We start from the raw sequence: 22,349 nt of genomic DNA on the forward strand, positions 1-22,349 counted from the left end.
CCTCGGCCGAGGTCTGCCGAACCTCGATCCGAGCTATCTCGATTCGAGGTAGCTCGTTAAGAGGTAGCATGCGGTGTCGCCCACCCGCAAGGAGGACCATGCTGGAGCTGTCGATCCTGGGCTTCCTCGCCGAGGAGCCCCTGCACGGCTATGAGTTGAAGGAGCGCATCAAGGCGCTGACCGGCCACGTCCGGCCGGTCAGCGACGGCGCGCTCTACCCGGCGATCACCCGGCTCACCACGGCGGGCCTGCTCGATCAGCGCACCGAGCCGGGCGCGAGCGCCGCCCCGCGCCGGATCCTCGCCCTCACCGGAAAGGGGCGCGAGGAACTGCTGGAGCGGCTGCGCCACCCGAAGCAGACCGAGATCACCGACCAGGTCCGCTTCAATACGGTCCTCGCCTTCCTGCGCCACCTGCCCGACCGGCACGAACAGGCCACGGTGCTGCGCCGACGGCTGGAGTTCCTGGAGACCCCGTCGAGCTTCTTCTACGCGTCCGGCGAGCCGGTCCGCGCCGAGGAGGCCGAGGACCTGTTCCGCCAGGGCATGCTCCGGGTGGCCCGGGCGACGGGCGAGGCGGAGCGGGCGTGGCTGCGGGAGGCCGTCGAGGTGCTCGACCGGCCGGAGTGACGCGGGGCCGGCCGGAGTGACGCGGGGCCGGCCGGAGCGAGGCCGTCGGCGGCTCGGGCCCTGTTCAGCCCGGCGGCCCCGGGCGGCGCGCGTGTGGCCTTCGGCGGCTCAGGCTCTGCTCAGCCCAGCTGATCCCGCAGATAGGTCCGCCACTCCTGCGTGAAGGCGTCCGGTGTCGTGCCCAGCACCTTCCGCATCGCCTCCTCCACCGCCCCGGCCCGCTCCCGGTGCTCCCCGACGGCCCGGTAGAACGCGCCGAGCCGGGCCTCCCCCCAGTGGTCGGAGATCATCCGGCAGGCCGTCCAGCCGCTCTCGTAGGAGCGGGCCAGGCGGCTCGCGTCGCCGGTGAAGCCGAAGTCCTCGTCGTCCGGGAGGGCGGTGGGGAGCCGGTCCTCGGCGACCGCCCGGGACAGTTCGGGGGCGGCCTCGACGGGGGTGCGGCCGGCGGCGCGGTAGCCGACCCAGTCGGCGTACCCCTCGGAGAGCCACAGGGGCGTGGCGGCCGTGGTGCGGGCGCGGGTGGCGACGTGGGTGGTCTCGTGGGTGACGACGACCTGCTCGCCGAGGTCCCCGAGGAGCGCGAACGCGTCCGGGTTGACGATGATCCGGTCCGCCGGCGCCCGGGTCCGGGGCCCTGTCTCTCCGGTGGTGACCGCGGCGATCCCTCGGTAGGACGAGGCGGGCGAGCCGAGCAGCCCGGCCATGCCCTCCAGCGACTTCGGCACGACCAGGACGACCCGGCGGCTCCAGTCCGTGCCCCACGCGTCCGACACGGCCGGTACCGCACGGTCGGCCAGGTCCGCGAAGTCCCGCAGCGACCGCCCGGACTGACCGACGCCGAGCACGAGACTGCTCCGGCCCCGCACCAGGCGCACCGCCCCCTGGTCCCACAGTTGCTGCGCGGACTTCTTCGCGGGCCGGTCGGTGACGACGGACCACCGCCCGTGCGCGTCCCGGCTCAGCCGCAGGGTGCGTCGGGTGGTCACCGGCGTCTCGTCGTACCCGGCGACCCGGTAGCGCAGTTCGGCGTCGGCGGTGGCCGTGTCGCCGGTGCGGCGCACCGTGGTCACCCGGTACGACCAGGCGGCCACGGGCACCGCGCGCAGGCTGGCGAAATCCGTCCCCCTGCCCGTCCGTTCGTAGGCCCGCGCGTCGCGGTCGACGACCGCTTCGGCCCGCCGGTCCAGGAGCCGCTGCACATCGGCCGTGGCGCTGTCGGCCGCGGGCCGCCCACCGCACCCGGCCAGGGCGACGAGCAGCACGACGAGCGCCACCAGCGCGGACCCCGACCTTCGACCAGCCACGTTCCCGATCGTACGGGCGCCGGGCCGTGCCGGTCAGACCCTGGTGACCGACGAGACGGGCATCATCCCGACCGGGTCGTAGCGCACGGGCGCGCCGGGGTAGGGCGCGTGGATGACCTGGCCGTTGCCCATGTACATCCCGACGTGGCTGGCGTCGCCCCGGTAGACGACCAGGTCACCGGGGCGCGCCTCGGACAGCGGGATCTGCCGGCCGGCGTACCGCTGGGCCTGCGAGGTGCGCGGCAGGGAGACCCCGGCCTGCGCGTACGACCACTGCATCAGCCCCGAACAGTCGAAGCCGGAGGGCCCGTTGGCACCCCAGACGTAGGGCTTGCCGAGCGCGCTGCGGGCGGCGGCGACGGCGGCCGAGCCGCGTGCCGAGGCGGCGGCCCCGCCGAGGTCGGGCATGCCGGGGCGGCCGGAGCGGGAGGCCCGGCCGTAGGCGTCGCGCTCGGCGTCCGGCAGGGAGTTGAGCAGCCGCCGGGCCGTGGCGAGCTTGTGCTCGACGGTCTTCTTGTGGGCCGCCACGGCCTTGCGGCTCGTCTCCAGTTCGCGGAGCTTCCCGGCGGCCTCCTCGCGGTCCTGGGCGAGTTCGCGCATGGCGCCCTGGAGTGCCTTCAGCTCACCGGCCTGGTGGGCGGTGAGACGGTCGAGCCGGGACGCGTGGTCGAGGTAGTCCTCCGGGTCGTCGGACAGCAGCAGGGCGAGGGACGGGTCGATGCCGCCCGAGCGGTACTGGGCGCCGGCGAGCGAACCGAGGGACTCCCGCATGGAGTTGACGCGCTCCTGCTGGCGGGCGATGCGGTCCCGGGCGATGCCGACCTCGGCACGCAGCTCGTCGGCACGCTCGTCGGCCTCGTTGTAGGCCTCGGTGGCCTTCTCGGCCTGCTCGTAGAGGCGGTCCACCGTGGCCCGGGTGTCGTCGTGCGGTGTGGCGGCGGCCGGTACCGCGCCCAGGGCGGCGGCAGTGACGGACAGGATGCTGACCGCGGCACCGGCGCCCCGGTCGAACCCGGACGGTGCAAGGCGGCGATGGGACCCCACGGGAAGCCGCTCTCCTTCCGCTGGCGGACTTGGAACGCGGCAGACAGTAGCCCCGCGACAGGGGGCCGCCAACGGCCATCCGTGGGTATCCAGCAGTGCGCCCCGCCGCTGACGCAGGTCAATGGCGGGGCGTGGGCTCACTCGGGGCCGCCGTGATTCGCCCGAACGGCGGACACGGTGTCCTGATCTCGAGGGCTCCGGGAGCCGGTCGTCAGACCCGGACGCCGAACATGAACGGGCCGCCGATGGTGCTCATCGACTCGTAACGGACGACGGTGCCGGTGCGCGGGGCGTGGATGATCTGCCCGTTGCCGGCGTAGAGGCCGACGTGGTGCAGGTCGTTGAAGAAGAAGACCAGGTCGCCGACCTTGAGCTGACTGGTGGAGTAGATCTTGGTGCCGATCTGGGCCTGGGCCTCGGAGGTGCGCGGGATCTGCATGCCGGCGGCGGCGTAGGCCCGGGAGGTGAGGCCGGAGCAGTCGAAGGAGCTCATGCCGGTGGCGCCGTAGACGTAGGGCTTGCCGAGCTGGCTCTGGGCGAAGGCGAAGGCGGACGCGGCGCGGCCCGAGCCGGGCGGGACGTCGATGTCGAGGGCGTCGCGCTCGCTGGCCCGGCTGGCGCGGCTCTGCTCGGCGGCGAGTGCGGCCTTCTCGGCGGCGGTGAGGCTGTTGAGCAGCTTCTGCGCGGAGGAGAGCTTGCTCTGGACTTCCTTCTTCTTCTTGCCGAGTTCGGCCCGGGTGGAGGCGAGGTCCTTGAGCTTCTCGGAGGCCTCGGCGCGCTCCTGGGCCAGTTCGCGCTGCTTCTCCTGGACCTTCTTCAGCGCCTCGACCTGCTGGCTGCTCAACTGGTCGAGCGTGGAGGCCTTGTCGAGGTAGTCCTCGGGGTTCGCGGAGAGGAACAGCTGGACGGAGGGGTCGATGGAGCCGGTGCGGTACTGCGACGCGGCGGCGAGGCCCAGGCTGTCGCGGAGCTCGTTGAGCTCCTCCTGGCCGCGGGCCACGTTGTCCTGGATGGTGGAGATCTCCTTCTGGAGCTTCTCCTGCTTCTCCTTGGCCCCGTTGTACTTCTCGGTGGCCTGCTCCGCCTCTTCGTAGAGCTTGTCGACCTTGGTCTTGACCTCGTCCTTGCTCGGCTTCTCACTGGGGGCCGCGTTGGCGGCCTGCGAGCTGAAGGCGACGGCAGCGGCGGCGGCGGTGGTCAGCACGGTCACACGTGCGCGGCTCGGCTGCTTAGGACGACGGTGGGACGCCACGGGTGAAAAGCTCCTTCTGGCCCCTCCGCCGTCTCTCCCGATGAGTGATCACCCGAGCGGAGGTTCGGCCCGACCCTAGTGACCTTCCTGTGATCAGTTCAAATCCTCAGATGAAAAATCGCGTCACAGAAGGCCATCTTTTCATCTGGACTCACAGGCGGTGAGACCCACTTGACGCACCGTGGCTCACAGGTCCCACCAATTCGGGCATCACACCCGGACGTTACGCATGGTGCGTAAGGCCCCTAGGCCCGTGAAAGCCGCCTGAGCAGCATCGCGGAGGCTACCGGGCGGGCGCCGGCCCGGGCCACGCCGTCGGCGACCTCGCGGTCGGTGGACGCCACGATGACCGGACGGCCCGGCGGTTCGGCGCGCACCAGCTGGCGGATGAGCTCGTCGGCGGTGACGCCCGGCTTCGAGAACAGCACGCGCACACCGCGAGGCGGGGCCAGCAGCACCGGCGCGGCCAGCTCCGCGCCGTCGAAGACGCAGGTCACCTCGGCGCCGCTCTGCGCGGCCAGTTGGGAGAGCTGCCCGAGCAGCCGCAGGCGCTGCTTCTCCAGCGGCATCTGCGGATAGCCGGTCTTGGTGACGTTGTAGCCGTCGACGACCAGATGGGCCTGCGGCAGCGCCAGCAGCTGGTCGAGGACCTGCGGGTCGTCCTCCGACAGGGCGCGGGCGGCGATGTCCTTCGGGGTCATCCGGCCCGGCTCGACGGCGTCGACGGTCTCGGCGGGCCGTACCGACACCGGGGGCAGGGCCAGTTCGCGGCGGAGTCCCTGGGTCGCGTCCAGCAGGGTGTCCAGCAGCAGCCGGACCCGCATGTCCTCGACGCTGCGGCCCTCGCGGGCGGCCCGGCGCGCGGCCTCCAGGGCGGCCTCGCTCTCGCCCAGCCTCGACTTGAGACGCCGGGTCTCGCTCTCGGCGGCGGACACCTGCGCGTGCCCCTCGGCACGGATGGCCTCGATCTCGCCCTGTGCCTTGCGCAGGGCGGCCTCGCCCCGCTTGACGTCGCTGAGGGCGGCCCGCAGCTTGCGGTGCAGCGACTCGGTTTCCTTCTTGGCCGATTCCAGCTCCGTGCGCAGCCGCTCGGTCTCGGCCCGGGTGTGGTCACGGGCCCGGTCGAGCTCGGCGCGCAGCCGCTCCAGCTCGGCCCTGCTCTCCTCGTCGGCGCGCTCGGCGTCGGCCCGCTGGGCCTCCTCGCCGGCGGCGGTCACGAGCTTCACCCAGCCGAGGGGCCGCAGTACGTAGGCCGCGGCCGCCACATCGAGCGGGTCCGCGGCCGGGGGCGGGGAGCCTGAGTCGAGGGCGCCGGTCAGCTCCGGCTGGGTCTCTCTGAGCTTCTCCCCGATGCGCTGCCGGAACAGCGGATCGGTCTCCAGCGCGGCCGCCATCGCGTTGCCGGCGAACTTCGCCCGCCGGTTCGGGGCGAACCGGGCGTACTGCCTGAGCTGCGCGGGCAGCTCGCCGACCGTCAGCGAACCGAAGCCGTCGGAGACGATCTGCACCACTCTGCGGCGCACGCCGTCGGGCAGCGGACGGTCGAGCACCTCGGCGGCGCCGTCGCCCGGTCCCCCGCCCGTGGTCTCCGCCATCCGTCACACCCCAATGCTGTGCGGGGCCTGCTCCCCTCAGGAGCCGGCGCCCGGCCTGTCCACGAGTTCCACCTGGTCCACCGCGTTACACCAGCGGCAGCGCACCGACTCGATGGTCTCACTGAGGACCTCGCGCTCCTCGACCTTCGGCTCTCCGGCCAGGTCGAGGTGGACGTACTCGACGACCTTCGACGAGCGGGTCACGTCGAACCTCGTGAGGTTGCCGCAGAGGGTGCAGCGCCACCGCGTCTCGGCGGTCGGCAGGGGAACCGTCATCGTGACCTGTTCTCTTTCCTTCTAGTGTCCGTGACGCGACCGGCATCCCCGGTGCGTGTGGTCCGTAACCCTACGGCCTGGCGGGTACCCGCCGCCCGCGTGTCCACGGCGGCGAGGCGGTCTGGGTGGTTGCGTCCGGTTACGTCATGCTCTGTATTCATGATCCGCAAGTGGAGCGCGTCGATCGTCCGGGCCGGCAGATCGGTCAGGGGGTCGTCGGCGCCGGTGACGTACACCCTGATCGCCCTGTGCTGCCTGGCCTTCCTGGCCGGACCCGCCTCGGGCCTGAATCCGGCGTACGGCGCGGGCGACGAGCTGCTCGCCGTGCAGCGGGCCTACTTCCGGCGCTGGGGCGTGATCCCCGCAGAACTGTTCGAAGGGTCCGGGAGACCGGCCCTCACCCCCGCGACCGCGCTCTTCGTCCACGGCAGCTGGGTCCACCTGCTCGGCAACATGCTCTTCCTCTACGTCTTCGGGGCGATGACCGAGGAGCGGATGGGCCGGGTGCAGTTCACCCTGTTCTACGTCGGCTGCGGCTACCTGGCCCTGCTGGGCTACGCCGTCGCCAACGCGGACTCCGAGCAGTCCCTGGTCGGCGCCTCGGGGGCGATCTCGGCGGTCCTCGGCGCTTTCCTGTACCTGTTCCCCCGGGCCCGGGTGACCAGTCTCCTGCCGTTCCTGTTCTTCCTGCCGGTGCGCTTCCCGGCGTGGGTCGTGCTGCCGTTCTGGGCGGCGCTGCAGTGGCTGGCGGCGGGGCGGGCCCCGGACGGACCGGGGGTGGCCTACCTCGCCCACCTGATCGGATTCGGCCTGGGCTTCGGCTACGCGTCGGTCCGATACGGCCGTCCCGCCGGCCCTACTAGAGTGAAGGCCGCCCCTGCTCCGGCCCCCGAGGGAGAGAACCAGCCGTGATCACCGCGATCGTCCTCATCAAGACCAGCGTGGACCGGATCCCCGAGATCGCGGAGTCGATCGCGGCGCTGGACAGCGTCAGCGAGGTCTTCTCCGTCACCGGCACCTACGACCTGATCGCGATGGTCCGGGTGAAGCAGCACGAGGACCTGGCCGAGGTCATCCCGGGCCGGATCAGCAAGATCCCCGGCGTGGAGGGCACGGACACCCACGTGGCGTTCCGTACCTACTCGCAGCACGACCTGGAGGCGGCCTTCTCGATCGGGCTGGACAACTAGCGCCCCCGCCTGCCCGCCGGGTCCCGGATGAGGGGTTCTGCATCCGGGCTCCGTCCCGCTCCCCGGTCCGGTCCGGTCCGGTCCGCAGGATCGAGCCCAGGGCCTTCTCTCGCCGGATGGACGGCCCTGTCCGCCGTCGTGCTGGTCCCGCTGGGCATCGCCGCGACCCGTTACGCGCTCGCGGACAGCCTCGAGTCGCCCAGGGCACCCTCCCCCGGCCCGATCTCGATGCCGCGAGGGAGGCCAACCGGGACCTGCCCAGAGCTCTCAACCAGCGCGGCTGAGACGCCCTCCCAGCACCGCCTCCTGCACACGACCTGCCCGGCGGACGAGGCCACGAACGCCAGCAGCAAGCGCCCAGAACAGGAGGGGAAGCGCGGCGACTCGCTCCATACCTCCCATGCCGAGACCGAGGTAGTGGCGGGAAAGGAACAGCCCGAACGCTGTGATCGCGGTGACGCCCAGCACGCTGGTGCCCCACCGCAGTGGCGCAGGAACGTGTTCTGCCAGGCCGAACCCTGCCAGGAAAAGACCGATGTTGCCCATCGCCATGATGAGAAGGGCGCCCAAGGCGTGCTGGTTCTCGTTGACGTCCGCGGGAGCCAGCCCGGCCAGCACGAACCCCACGCCGACACTGGCGAGCAGCAGACGAGCCACGGCAGCGGCCGGGCTTCTGCGCCACAGGACACCACCGATCAGGGCGGCGCCAACAACGAGCAGCGCTCCCAGAGTGATGAACGAGGCGTTCATCAGGCTGTGCTCGGGGGAGCAGATATACCGCGGCTCAGGGTCTGACTGCACAGCGCAGTGAGCGTTTCCTAAGTCGCTGATGTTGTTCCGTGCCCAGCTATATGGTCTCGCCCAAGCCGACTCGGCAATCCCGTGGATGACGAAGAACTGCACTACGCCCACGATCCAAGCCGAATACCCGATCCGGACCCTCACCTGTCCACCTTCCGTCACGCGAATCCCGTGCGGACAGCCGATCATGCGACGCCGGACTCAGGCACTCCGACCAGCCCCAGGAACGGAGTGGGGAAGGCCCCACCCCGGCCCGGGCACGGAAGTTCTCGGAACGCTGGATCGTCCTGGGCACCGGGCGGCCGGCTCAGGCGGAGGTGTCCGGCACGCAGCGCCCGTCCTGCGTGCGGTAGTTCCACTTCGCCCCGTCCGCCACGAGCTCCTTCACCGCCCGGACGAACCGCTCCACGTGCTCGTCGGGCGTGCCCGCGCCGAAGCTGACCCGGATGGCGTTGAGCGACTTCTCCCCGGGCGCGGCTTCCGGCGACCCGCACTCCCCCTGCGCCTGCGGGTCGCTGCCGAGCAGCGTGCGCAGCAGCGGGTGGGCACAGAACAGCCCGTCCCGTACGCCGATGCCGTACTCGGCGGACAGGGCGGCGGCGAAGTGGGAGCTGTTCCAGCCCTCGACGACGAAGGAGAGCACGCCGACGCGCGGCGCGTCGTCCCCGAAGAGGGACAGGAACCGCACCTCGGGAACGTCGGCGAGACCGTCGCGCACCGCGCGGACCAGGTACTGCTCACGGGCGACGAGGGTGTCGAAACCGGCCTCGGACAGGGCCTTGCAGGCCGACGCGAGGGCGTAGGCGCCGATGACGTTGGGCGACCCGGCCTCGTGGCGGGCGGCGCTGTCGTGCCACTCGACGTCCACTCCCCCGTCCTCCCGCCGGCCGACCTTGCGGCTGGCGCCGCCGCCCGCGAGGTACGGCTCGGCCGCGCGCAGCCAGTCGGCCCGACCGGCCAGGACGCCCGAGCCGAAGGGCGCGTACAGCTTGTGGCCGGAGAAGGCGACCCAGTCGACGTCGAGGTCGGCGACGGACACCTGGTGGTGCGGGGCCAGCTGCGCGGCGTCCAGCACGATGCGCGCACCGTGGGCGTGCGCGGCCGCCGTGAGCTCCCGTACGGGCCACAGCTCACCGGTGACGTTCGAGGCGCCGGTGACGCACACGAGGGCCGGCCCGTGGGGGGCGCGGTCGGCGAGGGCGCGCTCCAGGGTCTCGACGGCCTCGCGGGGGCTGCGCGGGGCGTCGAGGTAGGTGACCTGGGCGCCCCGCCACGGCAGCAGCGAGGCGTGGTGCTCGGTCTCGAAGACGAAGACCCGGCAGTCGGCGGGGAGCGCGGCGGCGAGGAGGTTGAGGGAGTCGGTGGTGGACCGGGTGAACACGACCTGGTCGCCCTCGCGGCAGTCGAGGAACTCCGCGACGGTCCGGCGGGCGTTCTCGAACAGGTCGGTGGAGAGCTGGGAGAGGTACCCGGCGCCGCGGTGGACGCTGCCGTAGTACGGCGCGTAGGCGGCGACGTCGTCCCAGACCCGCTGGAGCGCCGGGGCGCTGGCGGCGTAGTCGAGAGCGGCGTAGGTGACCTCGCCACCGGTCACGAGCGGCACGGTGACATCCCGGCCCAGAACGGGCAGCGGGGCGCAAACGGACGGGGCGGCGGCAATGGTGGAGACGGACATGGGTGAACTCCCGTGAAGGCAGGTGGAATCCGCCCGCGAGCCGGTACGGCTACCAGCGGGGGGGGAAGGAAAGAGGGATGCGGAGGCGGGGCTCTGCGGCCCTATCGCATTCGCTGATTCACGGGAGAGCTCCTCGACGACCAGGACCCCTGGCCCCACACTTTTCAAAAGTGTGCGAGGGGTCCGCGCTTGCCACAGACCTCGCTGCCTGCGGCCTGGTCTTCACCCGGGGCACCCCGCCACGGACGGAGGGTTGCCGGACAGTCGGCCGGGGCCTCATGACTGTCACTCATGACCTGATCAGGAACGTACGCGAAAAGATCGGCGTCCCGCAACCCGAGTCCGGATCGCGGGACGCCGTCCGCGGTGCCCTATCTGTTGCTGGCGGCCACCCAGCGCTCCAGCGTGCGCTTCGCCGCGCCCGAGTCGATCGACTCGGCCGCCTTCACCATCCCGGCCCGGATCTGCTCGGTCAGTGGCGCGGCGGTGGGCTCCAGGGCCACCAGCGCGGCCGCCGAGTTCAGCACCACCGCGTCCCGCACCGGCCCCGTCTCCCCGTCCAGGAGCCGCCGCGCGACCTCGGCGTTGTACGAGGCGTCCGCGCCGCGCAGCGCCTCCACGGGGACCAGTTCGAGGCCGACGTCACGCGGGTCGAAGGCCTCCTCGGTCACCTCGCCGTCCCGGACGGTCCACACCCGGGAGGTGGCCGTGGTCGTCAGCTCGTCCAGGCCGTCGTCGCCCCTGAAGACCAGGGAGGAGTTGCCGCGCTCGGCGAAGACGCCCGCGACGATCGGCGCCATGCGGGGATCCGCCACACCGACGGCCTGGGCGCGGACCCGGGCCGGGTTGGTGAGCGGGCCGAGGGCGTTGAACACCGTGCGGATGCCCAACTGGCCGCGGGCGGCGCCCGCGTGCCGCAGCGCCGGGTGGAACTTCACCGCGAAGCAGAAGGTGATCCCGGCCTCCTCGGCGACCTCCGTGACCCGGTGCAGGGGCAGCTCCAGGTTGACGCCGAGCTTCTCCAGCACGTCGGAGGCCCCGGACGCCGAGGACGCGGCGCGGTTGCCGTGTTTGACGACCTTCGCGCCGGTGCCGGCGACGACGATCGAGGACATCGTGGAGATGTTGACCGTCTTCGCGCCGTCACCGCCGGTGCCGACGATGTCGACCGTCGCGCCGGGCACCTCGATCACGTTGGCGTGCTCGTACATCGTGCGGACGAGGCCGTTGATCTCCTCGACGGTCTCGCCCTTGGCGCGCAGGGCCACGACGAACCCGGCGATCTGCGCCTCGGTCGCCTCGCCGCGCATGATCCGGTCCATCGCCCAGGCGGTGTCGTCCGCGCTCAGGTGCCTGCGGTCCAGCAGGCCGTTCAGCAGCAGGGGCCAGGAGCGGCCCGCCGCGGTGTCGCCTCCAGCGGGGGTCACAGCGCTCATAAGCCGCTCCAGGGTCAGGCGTCCCGTACTGCGGGACGAGAGTCTCAACGGGTCCACCCTATCCAGCCGCGACCACGGCGAAGGGCCCCGTCCGGCGATCGGACGGGGCCCTTCTGTGGCGTGGCGAAGCAGTGATCAGTGGTGGCCGTGGCCGCTCGTGATCTCCCGGTACTCCTCGGAGGTGGGCTTCGGGATCTGGGCACCCTCGCCGTAGTAGGCGTCGCTGAGCTTGGCGCGCAGCTTCTCGGAGCCCTTCACCTTGCGCTCGACACCGTTCTCGTCGACCGTCGGGCCGATCTCGGCCGGCTTGTACTGCTCGTGGGCCGTGAGCGTGTACATCTGCTCCTGGCTGAGCGGCTCGTGCACCTCGATGAACTCACCGTGCGGCAGGCGCTTGATGATGCCCGACTCGCGGCCGTGCAGCACCTTCTCCTTGTCCCGGCGCTGCAGGCCGAGGCAGATGCGCTTGGTGACGACGAACGCCAGGACCGGCCCGAGGAAGAACCCGATCCGGACGAACCAGGTCACCGAGTTGATCGACAGATGGAAGTGCGTGGCGACGATGTCGTTGCCACCGCCGATCAGCATGATGATGTAGCCGGTCACCCACGCGACACCGACGCCCGTACGGGTCGGGACGTTGCGCGGACGGTCCAGGATGTGGTGCTCGCGCTTGTCCCCGGTGACCCACGACTCGATGAACGGGTACAGGGCGATGATCCCGAGGAACACGCCGAAGAGCACCAGCGGGATGAACACACCCAGGACGAGCGTGTGACCCCAGAGGTTGATCTCCCAGCCGGGCATCGCGCGGATGAGACCCTCCGCGAAGCCCATGTACCAGTCGGGCTGGGCACCGGTCGACACCTGATCGGGCCGGTAGGGGCCCAGGACCCAGATCGGGTTGATCGACGCGATGCCGGCGAGGGCCGCGATGGCACCGAAGACCAGGAAGAAGAAGCCTCCGGCCTTGGCCATGTAGACCGGCAGCAGCGGCATGCCGACGACGTTCTTGTTGGTCCGGCCGGGACCCGCGAACTGGGTGTGCTTGTGGTAGAAGACCAGGATCAGGTGGCCGACCACGAGCCCGAGCATGATGCCCGGCAGCAGCAGGATGTGGATCGAGTAGAACCGGGCGACGAAGTCGGTACCCGGGAACTCCCCGCCGAACAGGAACATCGAGATGTACGTGCCCACGATCGGCACGGACAGGATCGCGCCCTGCGTGAAGCGGACACCCGTACCGGAGAGCAGGTCGTCCGGGAGCGAGTAGCCGGTGAAGCCGGTGAACATGCCCAGGACGAACAGCAGGAAGCCGAACATCCAGTTGATCTCACGCGGCTTGCGGAACGCGCCGGTGAAGAAGACGCGCATCATGTGCACGAACATGCCGGCGAGGAAGATGATCGCCGCCCAGTGGTGGATCTGCCGGATCAGCAGACCGCCGCGGACGTCGAAGCTGATGTCCAGCGTGGAGGCGAACGCCTCCGACATCAGCTGCCCCTGGAGCGGGACGTAACTGCCGTGGTACTCCACCTCGTTCATCGACGGGTGGAAGAACAGCGTCAGGTACACACCCGTGAGGATGATGATGATGAAGCTGTAGAGGCAGATCTCACCGAGCATGAAGGACCAGTGGTCCGGGAAGATCTTGCGCATGTTGGCCTTGGCCAGGGAGTAGATCCCCAGGCGGCCGTCGGCCCAGTCGGCTACCCGCTCGCCGGCGGGCGCCTTGCGGCGGTCGTCCTTGTTACTCATCCGCGCTCCCAGAAGGCAGGACCGACGGGCTCTTCGAAGTCGCCGAGCGCCTCGAGGTAGCCCTCGTCGTTCACGCCGATGCGCAGCTGCGGCAGGGCGTGACCGGCGGGACCGAAGATCACTCGGGCACCGTCGGACAGGTCGAAGGTGGACTGGTGGCAGGGGCAGAGCACGTGGTGCGTCTGCTGCTCGTACAGGGAGATCGGGCAACCGACGTGGGTGCAGATCTTCGAGTACGCGACGATGCCCTGGTGCGACCACTCGAGCTCGCGCTTGTCCTTGATGTTCTCCGGCTGGATCCGGACGATCATCAGGGCGGCCTTGGCGATCTCGTTCTGGAAGTCGTGGTCGTGCTCCTCCAGGCCCTCGGGCTTGGCGAAGGTCAGCGAACCGACCGCGACATCGGACGGACGCAGCGGCTCGTTCGTGTTCATGTTGACGAGCAGCTTGCCCTTGGACCACAGCGTGTGGCGGAGCTTGGTGCCCGGCAGCGGGCCGAGGTCGCGCAGCAGCACGACGCCGGAGAGCGGCACCAGCGTGAGCGCGCCGAGCATCGTGTTGCGGATCAGCTTGCGACGGCCGAGGGCCGACTCCTTGGCGCCCTGCTGGAAGTCCGCGAAGACCTTCTCGCGGACCTCGGGCGACGCCTCGATCGCGTGCCGCTCGTCGGCGACCTCCACGTCGGACATCAGGGTGCGCGCCCAGTGGACGGCGCCCGCGCCGATGCAGAACAGCGCGATGCCGAGCGTCATGCCCAGTGCGAAGTTCAGCGCGCTGATGTGACCGAGCGGGAAGATGAAGACCGACTTGTCGACCGGGATCGCCACGAAGGAGGCGATGAAGCCGACCGTCGCCAGCATCGACAGGGTGAACAGGAAGGCGACCGCGCGCTCGGACCGCTTGGCGGCCCGCTCGTCGATGTCCTGGACCCGGTGCTCGTGGGGAGGCAGGCCCGGGTCGGCGAACGGGTTCTTGTCGTCCGCGACGCTCACCGCGCCGTGCCCGTGCTCGTCATGGCCTGCGGACTGCGCGGCAGGCAGGTTCTCTTCTGGAATGTCTTGGCTACTCATGACTTCTTGGCCTTTGCGGTCCGGGCGGCGACCCACACGGCGACGGCGATCAGACCGCCGAGACCGAAGATCCAGCCGAACAGGCCCTCGCTGACCGGCCCGAGGCCACCCAGTTCGAGGCCGCCGGGGCTCTCGGTCTTTTCGCTGTTGACCGCGTCGAGGTACGCGATGATGTCCTTCTTGTTCTTCTCCGACAGCGTGGTGTCGGGGAAGGACGGCATGTTCTGCGGGCCGGTCTGCATGGCCTCGTAGATGTGCTTCGGGGAGACGCCCTCGAGGGTCGGCGCGTACTTGCCGTGCGTCAGCGCGCCGCCCTTGCCGGTGAAGTTGTGGCACTGCGCGCAGTTGGTGCGGAACAGCTCACCGCCCTTGGCGATGTCGGCACCCTCGGGGCCGTACTGCTCCTCCGTCGGGACGGACGGACCGGCGCCCAGCGACGCGATGAACGCCGCGAGCTGGTCGATCTCGGCCTGCGAGTAGATGTTCTTCTTCGCCGGGACCTGGGGGCCCTGGGAGGTGGCGGCCGGCATCCGGCCGGTGCCCACCTGGAAGTCGACGGCCGCGGCGCCCACACCCACCAGGCTCGGCCCGTCGGAGGTGCCCTGACCGCCGGTGCCGTGGCAACTGGCGCAGCCGACCGAGTAGAGCTTCTTGCCCTCCTCGATGGTGAGGGACTGGGCGGTTTCGTCGGCCTGCGCCTGGTCCGCGGGTGCGAACACGGCGTACAGCCCCCCGGTGCATGCCAGCGCGAGGAGTAGGACGACGAGCGCCGCCAGCGGGTGGCGTCGTCGTGCGGAGAGCTTTTTCACGGATTACCCCGGTGTCAGGATCTTCTGCGTCGATGCTTCTGGGATGCGCGCTTCGTCGAGCACGCGCGGATGCGGGCCCTGCTACTTGATCATGTAGATCGTGGCGAAGAGACCGATCCAGACGACATCGACGAAGTGCCAGTAATAGGACACGACGATCGCGGCCGTCGCCTGCTCGTGGGTGAACCTCCGGGCCGCGTAGGTCCGTCCCAGGACCAGCAGGAAGGCGATGAGACCGCCCGTCACGTGCAGGCCGTGGAAGCCGGTGGTCAGGTAGAACACCGAGCCGTACGGGTCGGAGGACAGGGACAGGCCCGCGTCCTTGACCAGCTCGGTGTACTCGAAGACCTGACCGCCGATGAAGATCGCACCCATCACGAACGTGACGATGAACCACATCCGCAGCTTCTTCACGTCACCGCGCTCGGCGGCGAAGACGCCGAGCTGGCAGGTGAGCGAGGAGAGCACCAGGATGGTGGTGTTCGTCGCCGAGAACGGGAAGTTGAGATGGGCGGCCATCTCCTTCCAGTGATCGGGACCCGTCACCGATCGCAGGGTGAAGTACATCGCGAAGAGGGCCGCGAAGAACATCAGCTCGGAACTCAGCCAAATGATGGTTCCGACGCTGGTGAGGTTCGGCCGGTTGACCGACGGGTGCGCGTGCCCGGTTTCTACTGTCGTTGCTGTCGCCACGACCGACATTATGTCGGTCGCTTATCCCGCCCTCACTCCGGGGGGTGCCGTTCGGAGTGTCTTCCCCGGTCGTACCGGTGTTGACGTGGTGTTCAAGGGAGTAGCATCCGGCCCAACGGGCCTGTCCTTACGACGCTGACGTCACGGAGGAACAATGCAGCCGACCGCCACGGTGCTGGTCTACAGCGACGACTCCAACACCCGCGAGCAGGTGCGCCTCGCCACGGGACGGAGGCCGGCTCCGGACGTTCCCGTGGTGGAGTTCCTGGAGTGTGCGACTCCGGACGCGGTGCTGCGGGAGCTGGACCGGGGCGGGATCGACGTCTGTGTGCTGGACGGCGAGGCCGTGCCGATGGGGGGCATGGGCGTCTGCCGGCAGATCAAGGACGAGGTGTTCGACTGCCCGCCGGTGCTGCTGCTGATCGGGCGGCCCCAGGACGCCTGGCTGGCGACCTGGAGCCGTGCGGAGGCGGCGGTGACCCTGCCGGTGGAGCCGGTGGAGTTCGCTGCCGCGCTGGCTTCCCTGTTGCGGGAGAAGGCGGCTTTGAACGCCTAGGGGCTCGGCTCGCCTTGTCTCCGGCGGCTGCGGGCGCGTGGGGGTTGTTCGCGCCCACGCGGCGGAGCCGCATCGACACAGCCCCGCGCCCCTTGGGGACGTCCCTGAGGGCGTTCAGACGCTCTGCGGGCGCAGACGGGCCTGCTCGGCCGCGGCCGGGCCGTCCGGGGTGCCGCCGACGAGCGCGCTGCCGGTGCGCCACTTCGCCCAGTCGAGGTTCCAGTCGCCGAAGCCGTTGCCGAAGGGGGCCATCATGTCGCCTCCGGAGTTCACGACCTTGACGATGTCGCCCTCGCGGACGGTGTCGTAGAACCAGGCCGCGTTCTCGGTGCTCATGCCGGTGCAGCCGTGGCTGACGTTGGCAAAGCCCTGGGAGCCGACGGACCAGGGGGCGGCGTGGACGTACTCGCCGCTGTTGGTGACCCGGACCGAGTGGTGCACGACCAGGTCGTAGAAGTCCGACGAGCCGATGCTCGCGCTGGTCATACGGACGGTGCCCTCCTTGGCGAGGACGACCTTGACGCCGTTGCGGGTGTCGTAGCCGGGCTTGCCCGTGGTGACGGGTATCTGCCGGATGACCTCGTCGTTCTTGTAGACGGTCATCTGGTGGGCGGAGGCGTCCGTGACGGCTATGAGCTTGTCCGCGGTGGTGATGGTCAGCGGCTTGGCCTTGCCGCCCCACATCCGGTCGCCGATCTTGATGCCCTCCAGGTTGCTGCGGACCTGGACGGTCGCCCGGGCGGGCCAGTAGTCCTTCGGGCGGTAGTGGAGCTGCTTGTCGTCCACCCAGTGCCAGGCGCCGTCCGTGGCGGGCGTGGAGGAGACCTTGAGGGCGCGCTCCACGACGGCGCGCTGGGCCTTGTCCTTGATGGGCTGGGTCAGTTCGGCCGTGATGGGCTGGCCGACGCCGTAGGTGCCCGTCTTGGGGCCGAAGGCGACGTCCAGGCGCTTCTTGGTGGTGGGCTTGCCGGTGTCGAAGGTCACCACCTTGCGGCCGGGCGCCCCGTCCTCGTCCTCGGTGCTCACACGGACCGTGTAGCTGGCGTTGGCGGCGAGCGGGGTGGTGCTGTGCCAGCGGCTGCCGTCGGCGGCGAGTTCGCCCGCCACGTAGCGTCCTGAGGCGTCGTGGGCCGTCACGTCCGTGATGCGCCCGTCGGAGTCCTCGACGACTTCCAGGGGCTTGTCCGGGTCGGCCTTCTCGCGGCCCCCGTCGGGAGCGTTGAAGGAGATCTGGTCCGCCGCGTCGTAGGGGCGGGCGGCGAGCGGGTTGCCGTCCGAGCCGCAGGCGGTGACGCCCGCGCAGAGGGCGGTCACCAGCAGCGTGCAGCTGACGGCGGTGCGGGGGCGGGATATCGCTGTGTGGCTCATGGCCTCACGCTAGGAAGCCCCGTCAACGGCGGCACGCCGAGCGACCCGTACGAGTGACATGCGTTGCGGCAAAAAGCGGAGGCCCGGACGCTCCTCTCGGAGTGTCCGGGCCCCTGAACGCTCGGCGCGTGTTACTGGGTGCGGTTCTCACCGCGGTAGTACTCGAAGACCCAGCCCCAGACGCCGATCAGGATGATCGGCAGCGAGAAGTACATCAGCCACCAGCCGATGGCGACGGACAGGAAGGCGAGGGCGCCTCCGATGCCCAGGGACAGCGGCTGCCAGCTATGCGGGCTGAAGAACCCGACCTCGCCGGCGTCGTCCGCGACGTCCGCCTCCTTGTTGTCCTGCGCACCGGCGTCCACCCGCTTGGCCGTGAAGCCCAGGTAGAAGCCGATCATGATGCACAGGCCGAAGGCCAGGAAGAGGGCCGTGGTACCGGCCGGCTCCTTCGACCACACGCCATAGACCACAGCCATGGCGAGGACGAAGACGCTCAGCCACATGAACATCTTGCCCTGGATCTTCACTTGCCGGCCTCCTTGCCACCAGCGATGGCCTTCTCGCCGTGACCGGCGTTCTCGAGCTGGTCGAGAGCCGCGATCTCCGGGTGGTGCAGATCGAACGCCGGGGATTCACTGCGGATCCGCGGCATGGTGATGAAGTTGTGCCGCGGCGGCGGGCAGGAGGTCGCCCACTCCAGGGAGCGGCCGTAACCCCACGGGTCGTCGACGCCGACCGGCTTGCCGTACTTGGCCGTCTTCCACACGTTGTAGAAGAACGGCAGGATCGACATGCCGAGCAGGAACGAGCTGATCGTCGAGATCGTGTTCAGCGCGGTGAAGCCGTCGGCCGCCAGGTAGTCGGCGTAACGACGCGGCATGCCCTCGGCGCCCAGCCAGTGCTGGACCAGGAACGTGCCGTGGAAGCCGATGAACAGCGTCCAGAAGGTGATCTTGCCGAGGCGCTCGTCCAGCATCTTGCCGGTCCACTTCGGCCACCAGAAGTGGAAGCCGGAGAACATCGCGAACACCACGGTGCCGAAGACGACGTAGTGGAAGTGCGCCACCACGAAGTACGAGTCGGAGACGTGGAAGTCCATCGGCGGCGAGGCCAGGATGACACCGGTCAGACCACCGAAGGTGAAGGTGATCAGGAAGCCGGTCGCCCAGAGCATCGGTGTCTCGAAGGACAACGAGCCCTTCCACATCGTTCCGATCCAGTTGAAGAACTTCACACCGGTCGGTACGGCGATGAGGAACGTCATGAAGGAGAAGAACGGCAACAGCACGCCGCCGGTGACGTACATGTGGTGCGCCCACACCGTCACGGACAGACCCGCGATCGCGATCGTCGCGCCGATCAGACCCGTGTAACCGAACATCGGCTTACGGGAGAAGACCGGGATGACCTCGGAGATGATGCCGAAGAACGGCAACGCGATGATGTACACCTCTGGGTGCCCGAAGAACCAGAAGAGGTGTTGCCACAGCAACGCGCCGCCGTTGGCGGAGTCGAAGACGTGGGCGCCGAACTTGCGGTCCGCCTCCAGGGCGAACAGCGCGGCCGCGAGGACCGGGAAGGCGAGCAGGACCAGGACACCGGTCAGCAGCACGTTCCACACGAAGATCGGCATGCGGAACATCGTCATGCCGGGAGCGCGCATGCAGATGATCGTGGTGATGAAGTTGACCGAGCCGAGGATGGTGCCGAAGCCGGAGAAGGCCAGACCCATGATCCACATGTCGGCGCCGATGCCCGGGGAGCGGACGGCGTCGGAGAGCGGGCTGTAGGCGAACCAGCCGAAGTCGGCCGCGCCCTGCGGGGTGAGGAAGCCACCGACCGCGATGAGCGAGCCGAACAGGTACAGCCAGTAGGCGAACATGTTCAGCCGCGGGAACGCCACGTCCGGCGCTCCGATCTGCAGCGGCATGATCCAGTTCGCGAAGCCGGCGAACAGCGGCGTCGCGAACATCAGCAGCATGATCGTGCCGTGCATCGTGAACGCCTGGTTGAACTGCTCGTTCGACATGATCTGCAGACCCGGCCGGGCCAGCTCGGCGCGCATGAGCAGCGCCATCACACCGCCGATGACGAAGAACGCGAAAGACGTGGCGAGGTACATCGTGCCGATCGTCTTGTGGTCCGTCGTCGTCATCCACTTGACCACGACACTGCCGCGGTTCTGGCGCCTGACCGGCAGCTCGTCCTGGTAATGGGACCCTGCCGCCGCGGCACCCTGGGGTTCGTTGAGGATGCTCACAGGTTGTTCGTCTCCCGGTTCTTCTCGTGGCTCGTCTGCGCGATGCCGGCAGGAACGTAACCGTTCTGCTGCTTGTCCACGAGGTCCTTGAGGTGCTGCTCGTAACGCTCCTGGGAGACGACCTTCACGTTGAAGAGCATCCGGGAGTGGTCGACACCGCAGAGCTCGGCGCACTTGCCCAGGAAGGTGCCCTCCTTGTTGGGGGTCACCTGGAAGGAGTTGGTGTGGCCCGGGATGACGTCCTGCTTCATCAGGAACGGCACCACCCAGAAGGAGTGGATGACGTCACGCGAGGTCAGGACGAAGCGGACCGTCTTGTCCTTGGGAAGCCAGAGCGTCGGGCCCGGGTTGTTGGTCTGCGGGTTCCGCGTACCGGGGGTGCCGCAGTCGTAGACGCCGCCGGCGTTGGCCGGGAAGTCCTTCTTGAAGCGGTCCGGGATCGCGTCCAGGTCCTTCGAGGTCTTGGCGTCCCCGGTGGAACCGGCGACCGGCTCGATGTAGTTGAAGCACCAGCTCCACTGGAAGCCGACCACGTTGATCGTGACGTCGGGCTTCTTCTTGAGGCTGAGCAGCTCGGACTCGTCACGAGCGGTGAAGTAGAACAGCACCGAGACGATGACGAGCGGAACCACGGTGTACAGCGCCTCGATGGGCATGTTGTACCGGGTCTGCGGAGGAACTTCGACCTTGGTGCGGCTGCGCCGGTGGAAGAAAGCACTCCACAGGATCAGACCCCACACCAGCACGCCGACGGCGAGCGCAGCCGCCCAGGAACCCTGCCACAGGGAGAGGATCCGCGGAGCCTCTTCCGTGGTCGGGGTGGGCATACCAAGGCGGGGGAAGTCTTCCCAGTTGTACGAGCAACCGGTGGCTGTCGCCAAGACCAAGCCCGCGGTCAGTGCCTGCAGCAGCTTCCGCCGCATCGGGCGCCGCGGCGAGCGGTCGGAGCCGTTGGGACTCACGTAGCGCCTTCCCGAGAGTCTCGCCCGCGCGGATCGGCTGCGGCCTGGCCTTCTCGCTGGTCGGTCGCGGCCCTGCGTCGGGCAGGGGTTTGGATGTTTATGCGGACCAAACCCTAGCCGACGCCCTCCGGGGGTTCTCGGGGAGGGGGGCCTACTCACCCGGGGGGTTCGCTGAATTGGCGGCTGCGGGTTGTTTGTGGTTGTTCGCGCAGTTCCCCGCGCCCCTTGGGTCGGCCTCCCCCCGGGGACGTTCTAGCGTTGAGGTGTGGCCTACTTCGACGCTGCTTCCAGTGCTCCTCTTCATCCCGTCGCCCGGCAGGCTCTGCAGGCCTCCCTCGATGAAGGGTGGGCGGATCCCGCCCGGTTGTACAGGGAGGGGCGGCGGGCCCGGGTGCTGCTGGACGCGGCGCGGGAGGCCGCTGCCGAGGCGGTGGGATGCCGACCGGACGAACTGGTCTTCACCTCGTCCGGAACCCGTGCCGTGCACACCGGGATTGCCGGGGCGCTGGCCGGGCGGAGGCGGATCGGGCGTCACCTGATCGTGTCCTCGGTCGAACACTCCTCTGTACTGCATTCGGCGGAGCTCCTGGAGGCGGCCGGGGGGAGCGTCACCCAGGTCGCGGTGGACCGCACCGGGTCGGTGGACCCCGCGGCCTACGGTGACGCCCTGCGCGCGGACACGGCGCTGGCGTGTCTGCAGTCGGCCAATCACGAGGTGGGGACCGAGCAGCCCGTCGGGGCGGTGGCCGAGGTGTGCCGGGAGGCCGGGGTGCCGTTGCTGGTGGACGCGGCGCAGTCGGTGGGATGGGGGCCGGTGGACGGAGGCTGGTCGCTGCTGACGGCCAGTGCCCACAAGTGGGGCGGGCCGTCCGGGGTCGGGCTGCTGGTGGTGCGCAAGGGTGCGCGGTTCGCGGCGCAAGGGCCGGTGGACGAGCGGGAGTCGGGTCGGGCGCCCGGTTTCGAGAACATCCCGGCGATCGTGGCGGCGGCCGCGTCGCTGCGGGCCGTGCGGGCCGAGGCGGCCGAGGAGGCCGTGCGCCTGCGGGAGCTGACGGACCGGATCCGGGCGCGGGTGCCGCGGCTGGTGTCCGACGTCGAGGTGGTGGGCCATCCGGCGCGGCGGCTGCCCGGGGTCGTCACCTTCTCCTGTCTCTATGTCGACGGAGAGGCGCTGCTGCACGAGCTGGACCGGGAGGGTTTCTCGGTCTCGTCCGGATCGTCCTGCACGAGCAGCACGCTGACGCCCAGCCACGTCCTGCGGGCGATGGGCGTGCTGAGTGAAGGGAATGTGCGGGTTTCACTGCCGTCGGGGACCGCCGAGGAGGACGTGGAGCGGTTCCTGGCCGTCCTTCCGGGGGCGGTGACCGCCGTACGGGAGAAGCTGGGGGCGCCGGTCGCCTCCCAGGTCGCCCGCGAGGAGGACGTCCTGGTCGTGGACTCCCTCGGCAAGCGCTGCCCGATCCCGGTGATCGAGCTGGCGAAGGTCATCGGCGACGTGCCCGTGGGCGGGCTGGTCCGCGTCCTGTCGGACGACGAGGCGGCCCGCCTGGACATCCCCGCGTGGTGCGAGATGAGGGAGCACGAGTACGTGGGCGAGGAGCCGGCGGACCGAGGAACCGCGTACGTGATCCGCCGGGTGAGCTGACCGACCTTTTTTTGGGGGGGCGC

21 protein-coding genes and 1 riboswitch are annotated in these 22,349 nt (G+C 69.8%); of the genes, 5 read left to right on the plus strand and 16 right to left on the minus strand.

All coding sequences use genetic code 11. The annotated features are described in order from the left end of the window. Positions 1-98: 98 nt before the first annotated feature. Positions 99-629 (plus strand): PadR family transcriptional regulator, encoded by a 531-nt coding sequence (locus QOL88_RS10370; RefSeq protein WP_097216155.1) that lies wholly within the window; start codon positions 99-101, stop codon positions 627-629. 119 nt (positions 630-748) lie between these two features. On the opposite strand, the gene QOL88_RS10375 is transcribed toward QOL88_RS10370, so the two are convergent. The 5 genes from QOL88_RS10375 to QOL88_RS10395 all read right to left on the minus strand — a co-directional run bounded on the left by QOL88_RS10375 (position 749) and on the right by QOL88_RS10395 (position 6,100). Next, a complete protein-coding gene (locus QOL88_RS10375; RefSeq protein ID WP_179878825.1) occupies positions 749-1,933 on the minus strand; it encodes a hypothetical protein in 1,185 nt (394 codons plus the stop codon). Positions 1,934-1,966: 33 nt separating this feature from the next. Beyond that, complete coding sequence (locus tag QOL88_RS10380) at positions 1,967-2,977, minus strand: C40 family peptidase (RefSeq protein ID WP_097216156.1); 1,011 nt, start codon at positions 2,975-2,977, stop codon at positions 1,967-1,969. Positions 2,978-3,188: 211 nt separating this feature from the next. Continuing rightward, entirely contained in the window at positions 3,189-4,229 is a 1,041-nt protein-coding gene (locus tag QOL88_RS10385; protein ID WP_097216157.1) for a C40 family peptidase, read from the minus strand. A 245-nt stretch (positions 4,230-4,474) separates the two neighbouring features. Continuing rightward, positions 4,475-5,824 carry an NYN domain-containing protein gene (locus tag QOL88_RS10390; RefSeq protein WP_097216158.1) on the minus strand — a complete coding sequence of 450 codons (1,350 nt, stop codon included), beginning with the start codon at positions 5,822-5,824 and terminating at the stop codon, positions 4,475-4,477. Between the two features lie 36 nt (positions 5,825-5,860). Then, positions 5,861-6,100 carry a hypothetical protein gene (locus tag QOL88_RS10395; protein WP_003989675.1) on the minus strand — a complete coding sequence of 80 codons (240 nt, stop codon included), beginning with the start codon at positions 6,098-6,100 and terminating at the stop codon, positions 5,861-5,863. Positions 6,101-6,259: 159 nt separating this feature from the next. On the opposite strand from QOL88_RS10395, the gene QOL88_RS10400 reads away from it, so the two are divergent. Together QOL88_RS10400 and QOL88_RS10405 are read left to right on the plus strand one after the other, a co-directional pair. Further along, positions 6,260-7,012 carry a rhomboid family intramembrane serine protease gene (locus QOL88_RS10400; RefSeq protein WP_097216159.1) on the plus strand — a complete coding sequence of 251 codons (753 nt, stop codon included), beginning with the start codon at positions 6,260-6,262 and terminating at the stop codon, positions 7,010-7,012. Beyond that, complete coding sequence (locus tag QOL88_RS10405; RefSeq protein ID WP_097216160.1) at positions 7,009-7,290, plus strand: Lrp/AsnC family transcriptional regulator; 282 nt, start codon at positions 7,009-7,011, stop codon at positions 7,288-7,290. Before QOL88_RS10400 ends, QOL88_RS10405 begins: the two co-directional genes overlap by 4 nt. A gap of 267 nt (positions 7,291-7,557) precedes the next feature. Here QOL88_RS10405 and QOL88_RS10415 read toward each other — a convergent pair whose 3' ends face one another. The 7 genes from QOL88_RS10415 to ctaE form a co-directional block, all read right to left on the minus strand. Then, positions 7,558-8,193 carry a DUF998 domain-containing protein gene (locus QOL88_RS10415; protein WP_179878826.1) on the minus strand — a complete coding sequence of 212 codons (636 nt, stop codon included), beginning with the start codon at positions 8,191-8,193 and terminating at the stop codon, positions 7,558-7,560. 205 nt (positions 8,194-8,398) lie between these two features. Continuing rightward, positions 8,399-9,766: an aminotransferase class V-fold PLP-dependent enzyme gene (locus QOL88_RS10420; protein ID WP_097216162.1), complete on the minus strand. Its 1,368-nt coding sequence runs from the start codon at positions 9,764-9,766 to the stop codon at positions 8,399-8,401. Between the two features lie 180 nt (positions 9,767-9,946). After that, a riboswitch (SAM riboswitch) is annotated at positions 9,947-10,063 on the minus strand. Between the two features lie 74 nt (positions 10,064-10,137). Further along, positions 10,138-11,202 (minus strand): anthranilate phosphoribosyltransferase, encoded by a 1,065-nt coding sequence (trpD, locus tag QOL88_RS10425; RefSeq protein WP_097216163.1) that lies wholly within the window; start codon positions 11,200-11,202, stop codon positions 10,138-10,140. A 135-nt stretch (positions 11,203-11,337) separates the two neighbouring features. Continuing rightward, entirely contained in the window at positions 11,338-12,960 is a 1,623-nt protein-coding gene (qcrB, locus tag QOL88_RS10430; RefSeq protein ID WP_097216164.1) for a cytochrome bc1 complex cytochrome b subunit, read from the minus strand. Continuing rightward, entirely contained in the window at positions 12,957-14,030 is a 1,074-nt protein-coding gene (qcrA, locus tag QOL88_RS10435) for a cytochrome bc1 complex Rieske iron-sulfur subunit (protein ID WP_097216165.1), read from the minus strand. Before qcrA ends, qcrB begins: the two co-directional genes overlap by 4 nt. Then, the gene (gene qcrC, locus QOL88_RS10440) at positions 14,027-14,839 is read right to left on the minus strand and encodes a cytochrome bc1 complex diheme cytochrome c subunit (RefSeq protein WP_097216166.1); all 813 of its coding nucleotides are present in this window, start codon (positions 14,837-14,839) and stop codon (positions 14,027-14,029) included. The genes qcrA and qcrC overlap by 4 nt, the downstream gene beginning before the upstream one ends. Positions 14,840-14,920: 81 nt before the next feature. After that, positions 14,921-15,541 (minus strand): aa3-type cytochrome oxidase subunit III, encoded by a 621-nt coding sequence (ctaE, locus tag QOL88_RS10445; RefSeq protein ID WP_020272940.1) that lies wholly within the window; start codon positions 15,539-15,541, stop codon positions 14,921-14,923. A gap of 145 nt (positions 15,542-15,686) precedes the next feature. Here ctaE and QOL88_RS10450 point away from each other — a divergent pair, with 145 nt between their 5' ends. Continuing rightward, positions 15,687-16,088 (plus strand): response regulator, encoded by a 402-nt coding sequence (locus QOL88_RS10450; protein WP_097216167.1) that lies wholly within the window; start codon positions 15,687-15,689, stop codon positions 16,086-16,088. A 114-nt stretch (positions 16,089-16,202) separates the two neighbouring features. On the opposite strand, the gene QOL88_RS10455 is transcribed toward QOL88_RS10450, so the two are convergent. From QOL88_RS10455 to ctaC, 4 genes are all read right to left on the minus strand, one after another. After that, complete coding sequence (locus QOL88_RS10455) at positions 16,203-17,456, minus strand: L,D-transpeptidase (protein ID WP_097216168.1); 1,254 nt, start codon at positions 17,454-17,456, stop codon at positions 16,203-16,205. Positions 17,457-17,587: 131 nt separating this feature from the next. Then, on the minus strand, positions 17,588-17,986 hold the full coding sequence (locus QOL88_RS10460) for a cytochrome c oxidase subunit 4 (protein ID WP_097216169.1): 399 nt from the start codon (positions 17,984-17,986) through the stop codon (positions 17,588-17,590). Beyond that, positions 17,983-19,719 (minus strand): aa3-type cytochrome oxidase subunit I, encoded by a 1,737-nt coding sequence (gene ctaD / locus QOL88_RS10465; protein ID WP_097216170.1) that lies wholly within the window; start codon positions 19,717-19,719, stop codon positions 17,983-17,985. The genes QOL88_RS10460 and ctaD overlap by 4 nt, the downstream gene beginning before the upstream one ends. Then, the gene (gene ctaC, locus QOL88_RS10470) at positions 19,716-20,681 is read right to left on the minus strand and encodes an aa3-type cytochrome oxidase subunit II (RefSeq protein ID WP_097216171.1); all 966 of its coding nucleotides are present in this window, start codon (positions 20,679-20,681) and stop codon (positions 19,716-19,718) included. Before ctaC ends, ctaD begins: the two co-directional genes overlap by 4 nt. A gap of 265 nt (positions 20,682-20,946) precedes the next feature. Between ctaC and QOL88_RS10475 the strand changes: the two genes are divergently transcribed. Continuing rightward, a complete protein-coding gene (locus QOL88_RS10475) occupies positions 20,947-22,326 on the plus strand; it encodes a cysteine desulfurase/sulfurtransferase TusA family protein (RefSeq protein ID WP_097216172.1) in 1,380 nt (459 codons plus the stop codon). Positions 22,327-22,349 lie beyond the last annotated feature (23 nt).

Source organism: Streptomyces sp. Ag82_O1-12, assembly GCF_900182715.1.
GTDB lineage: Bacteria > Actinomycetota > Actinomycetes > Streptomycetales > Streptomycetaceae > Streptomyces > Streptomyces massasporeus.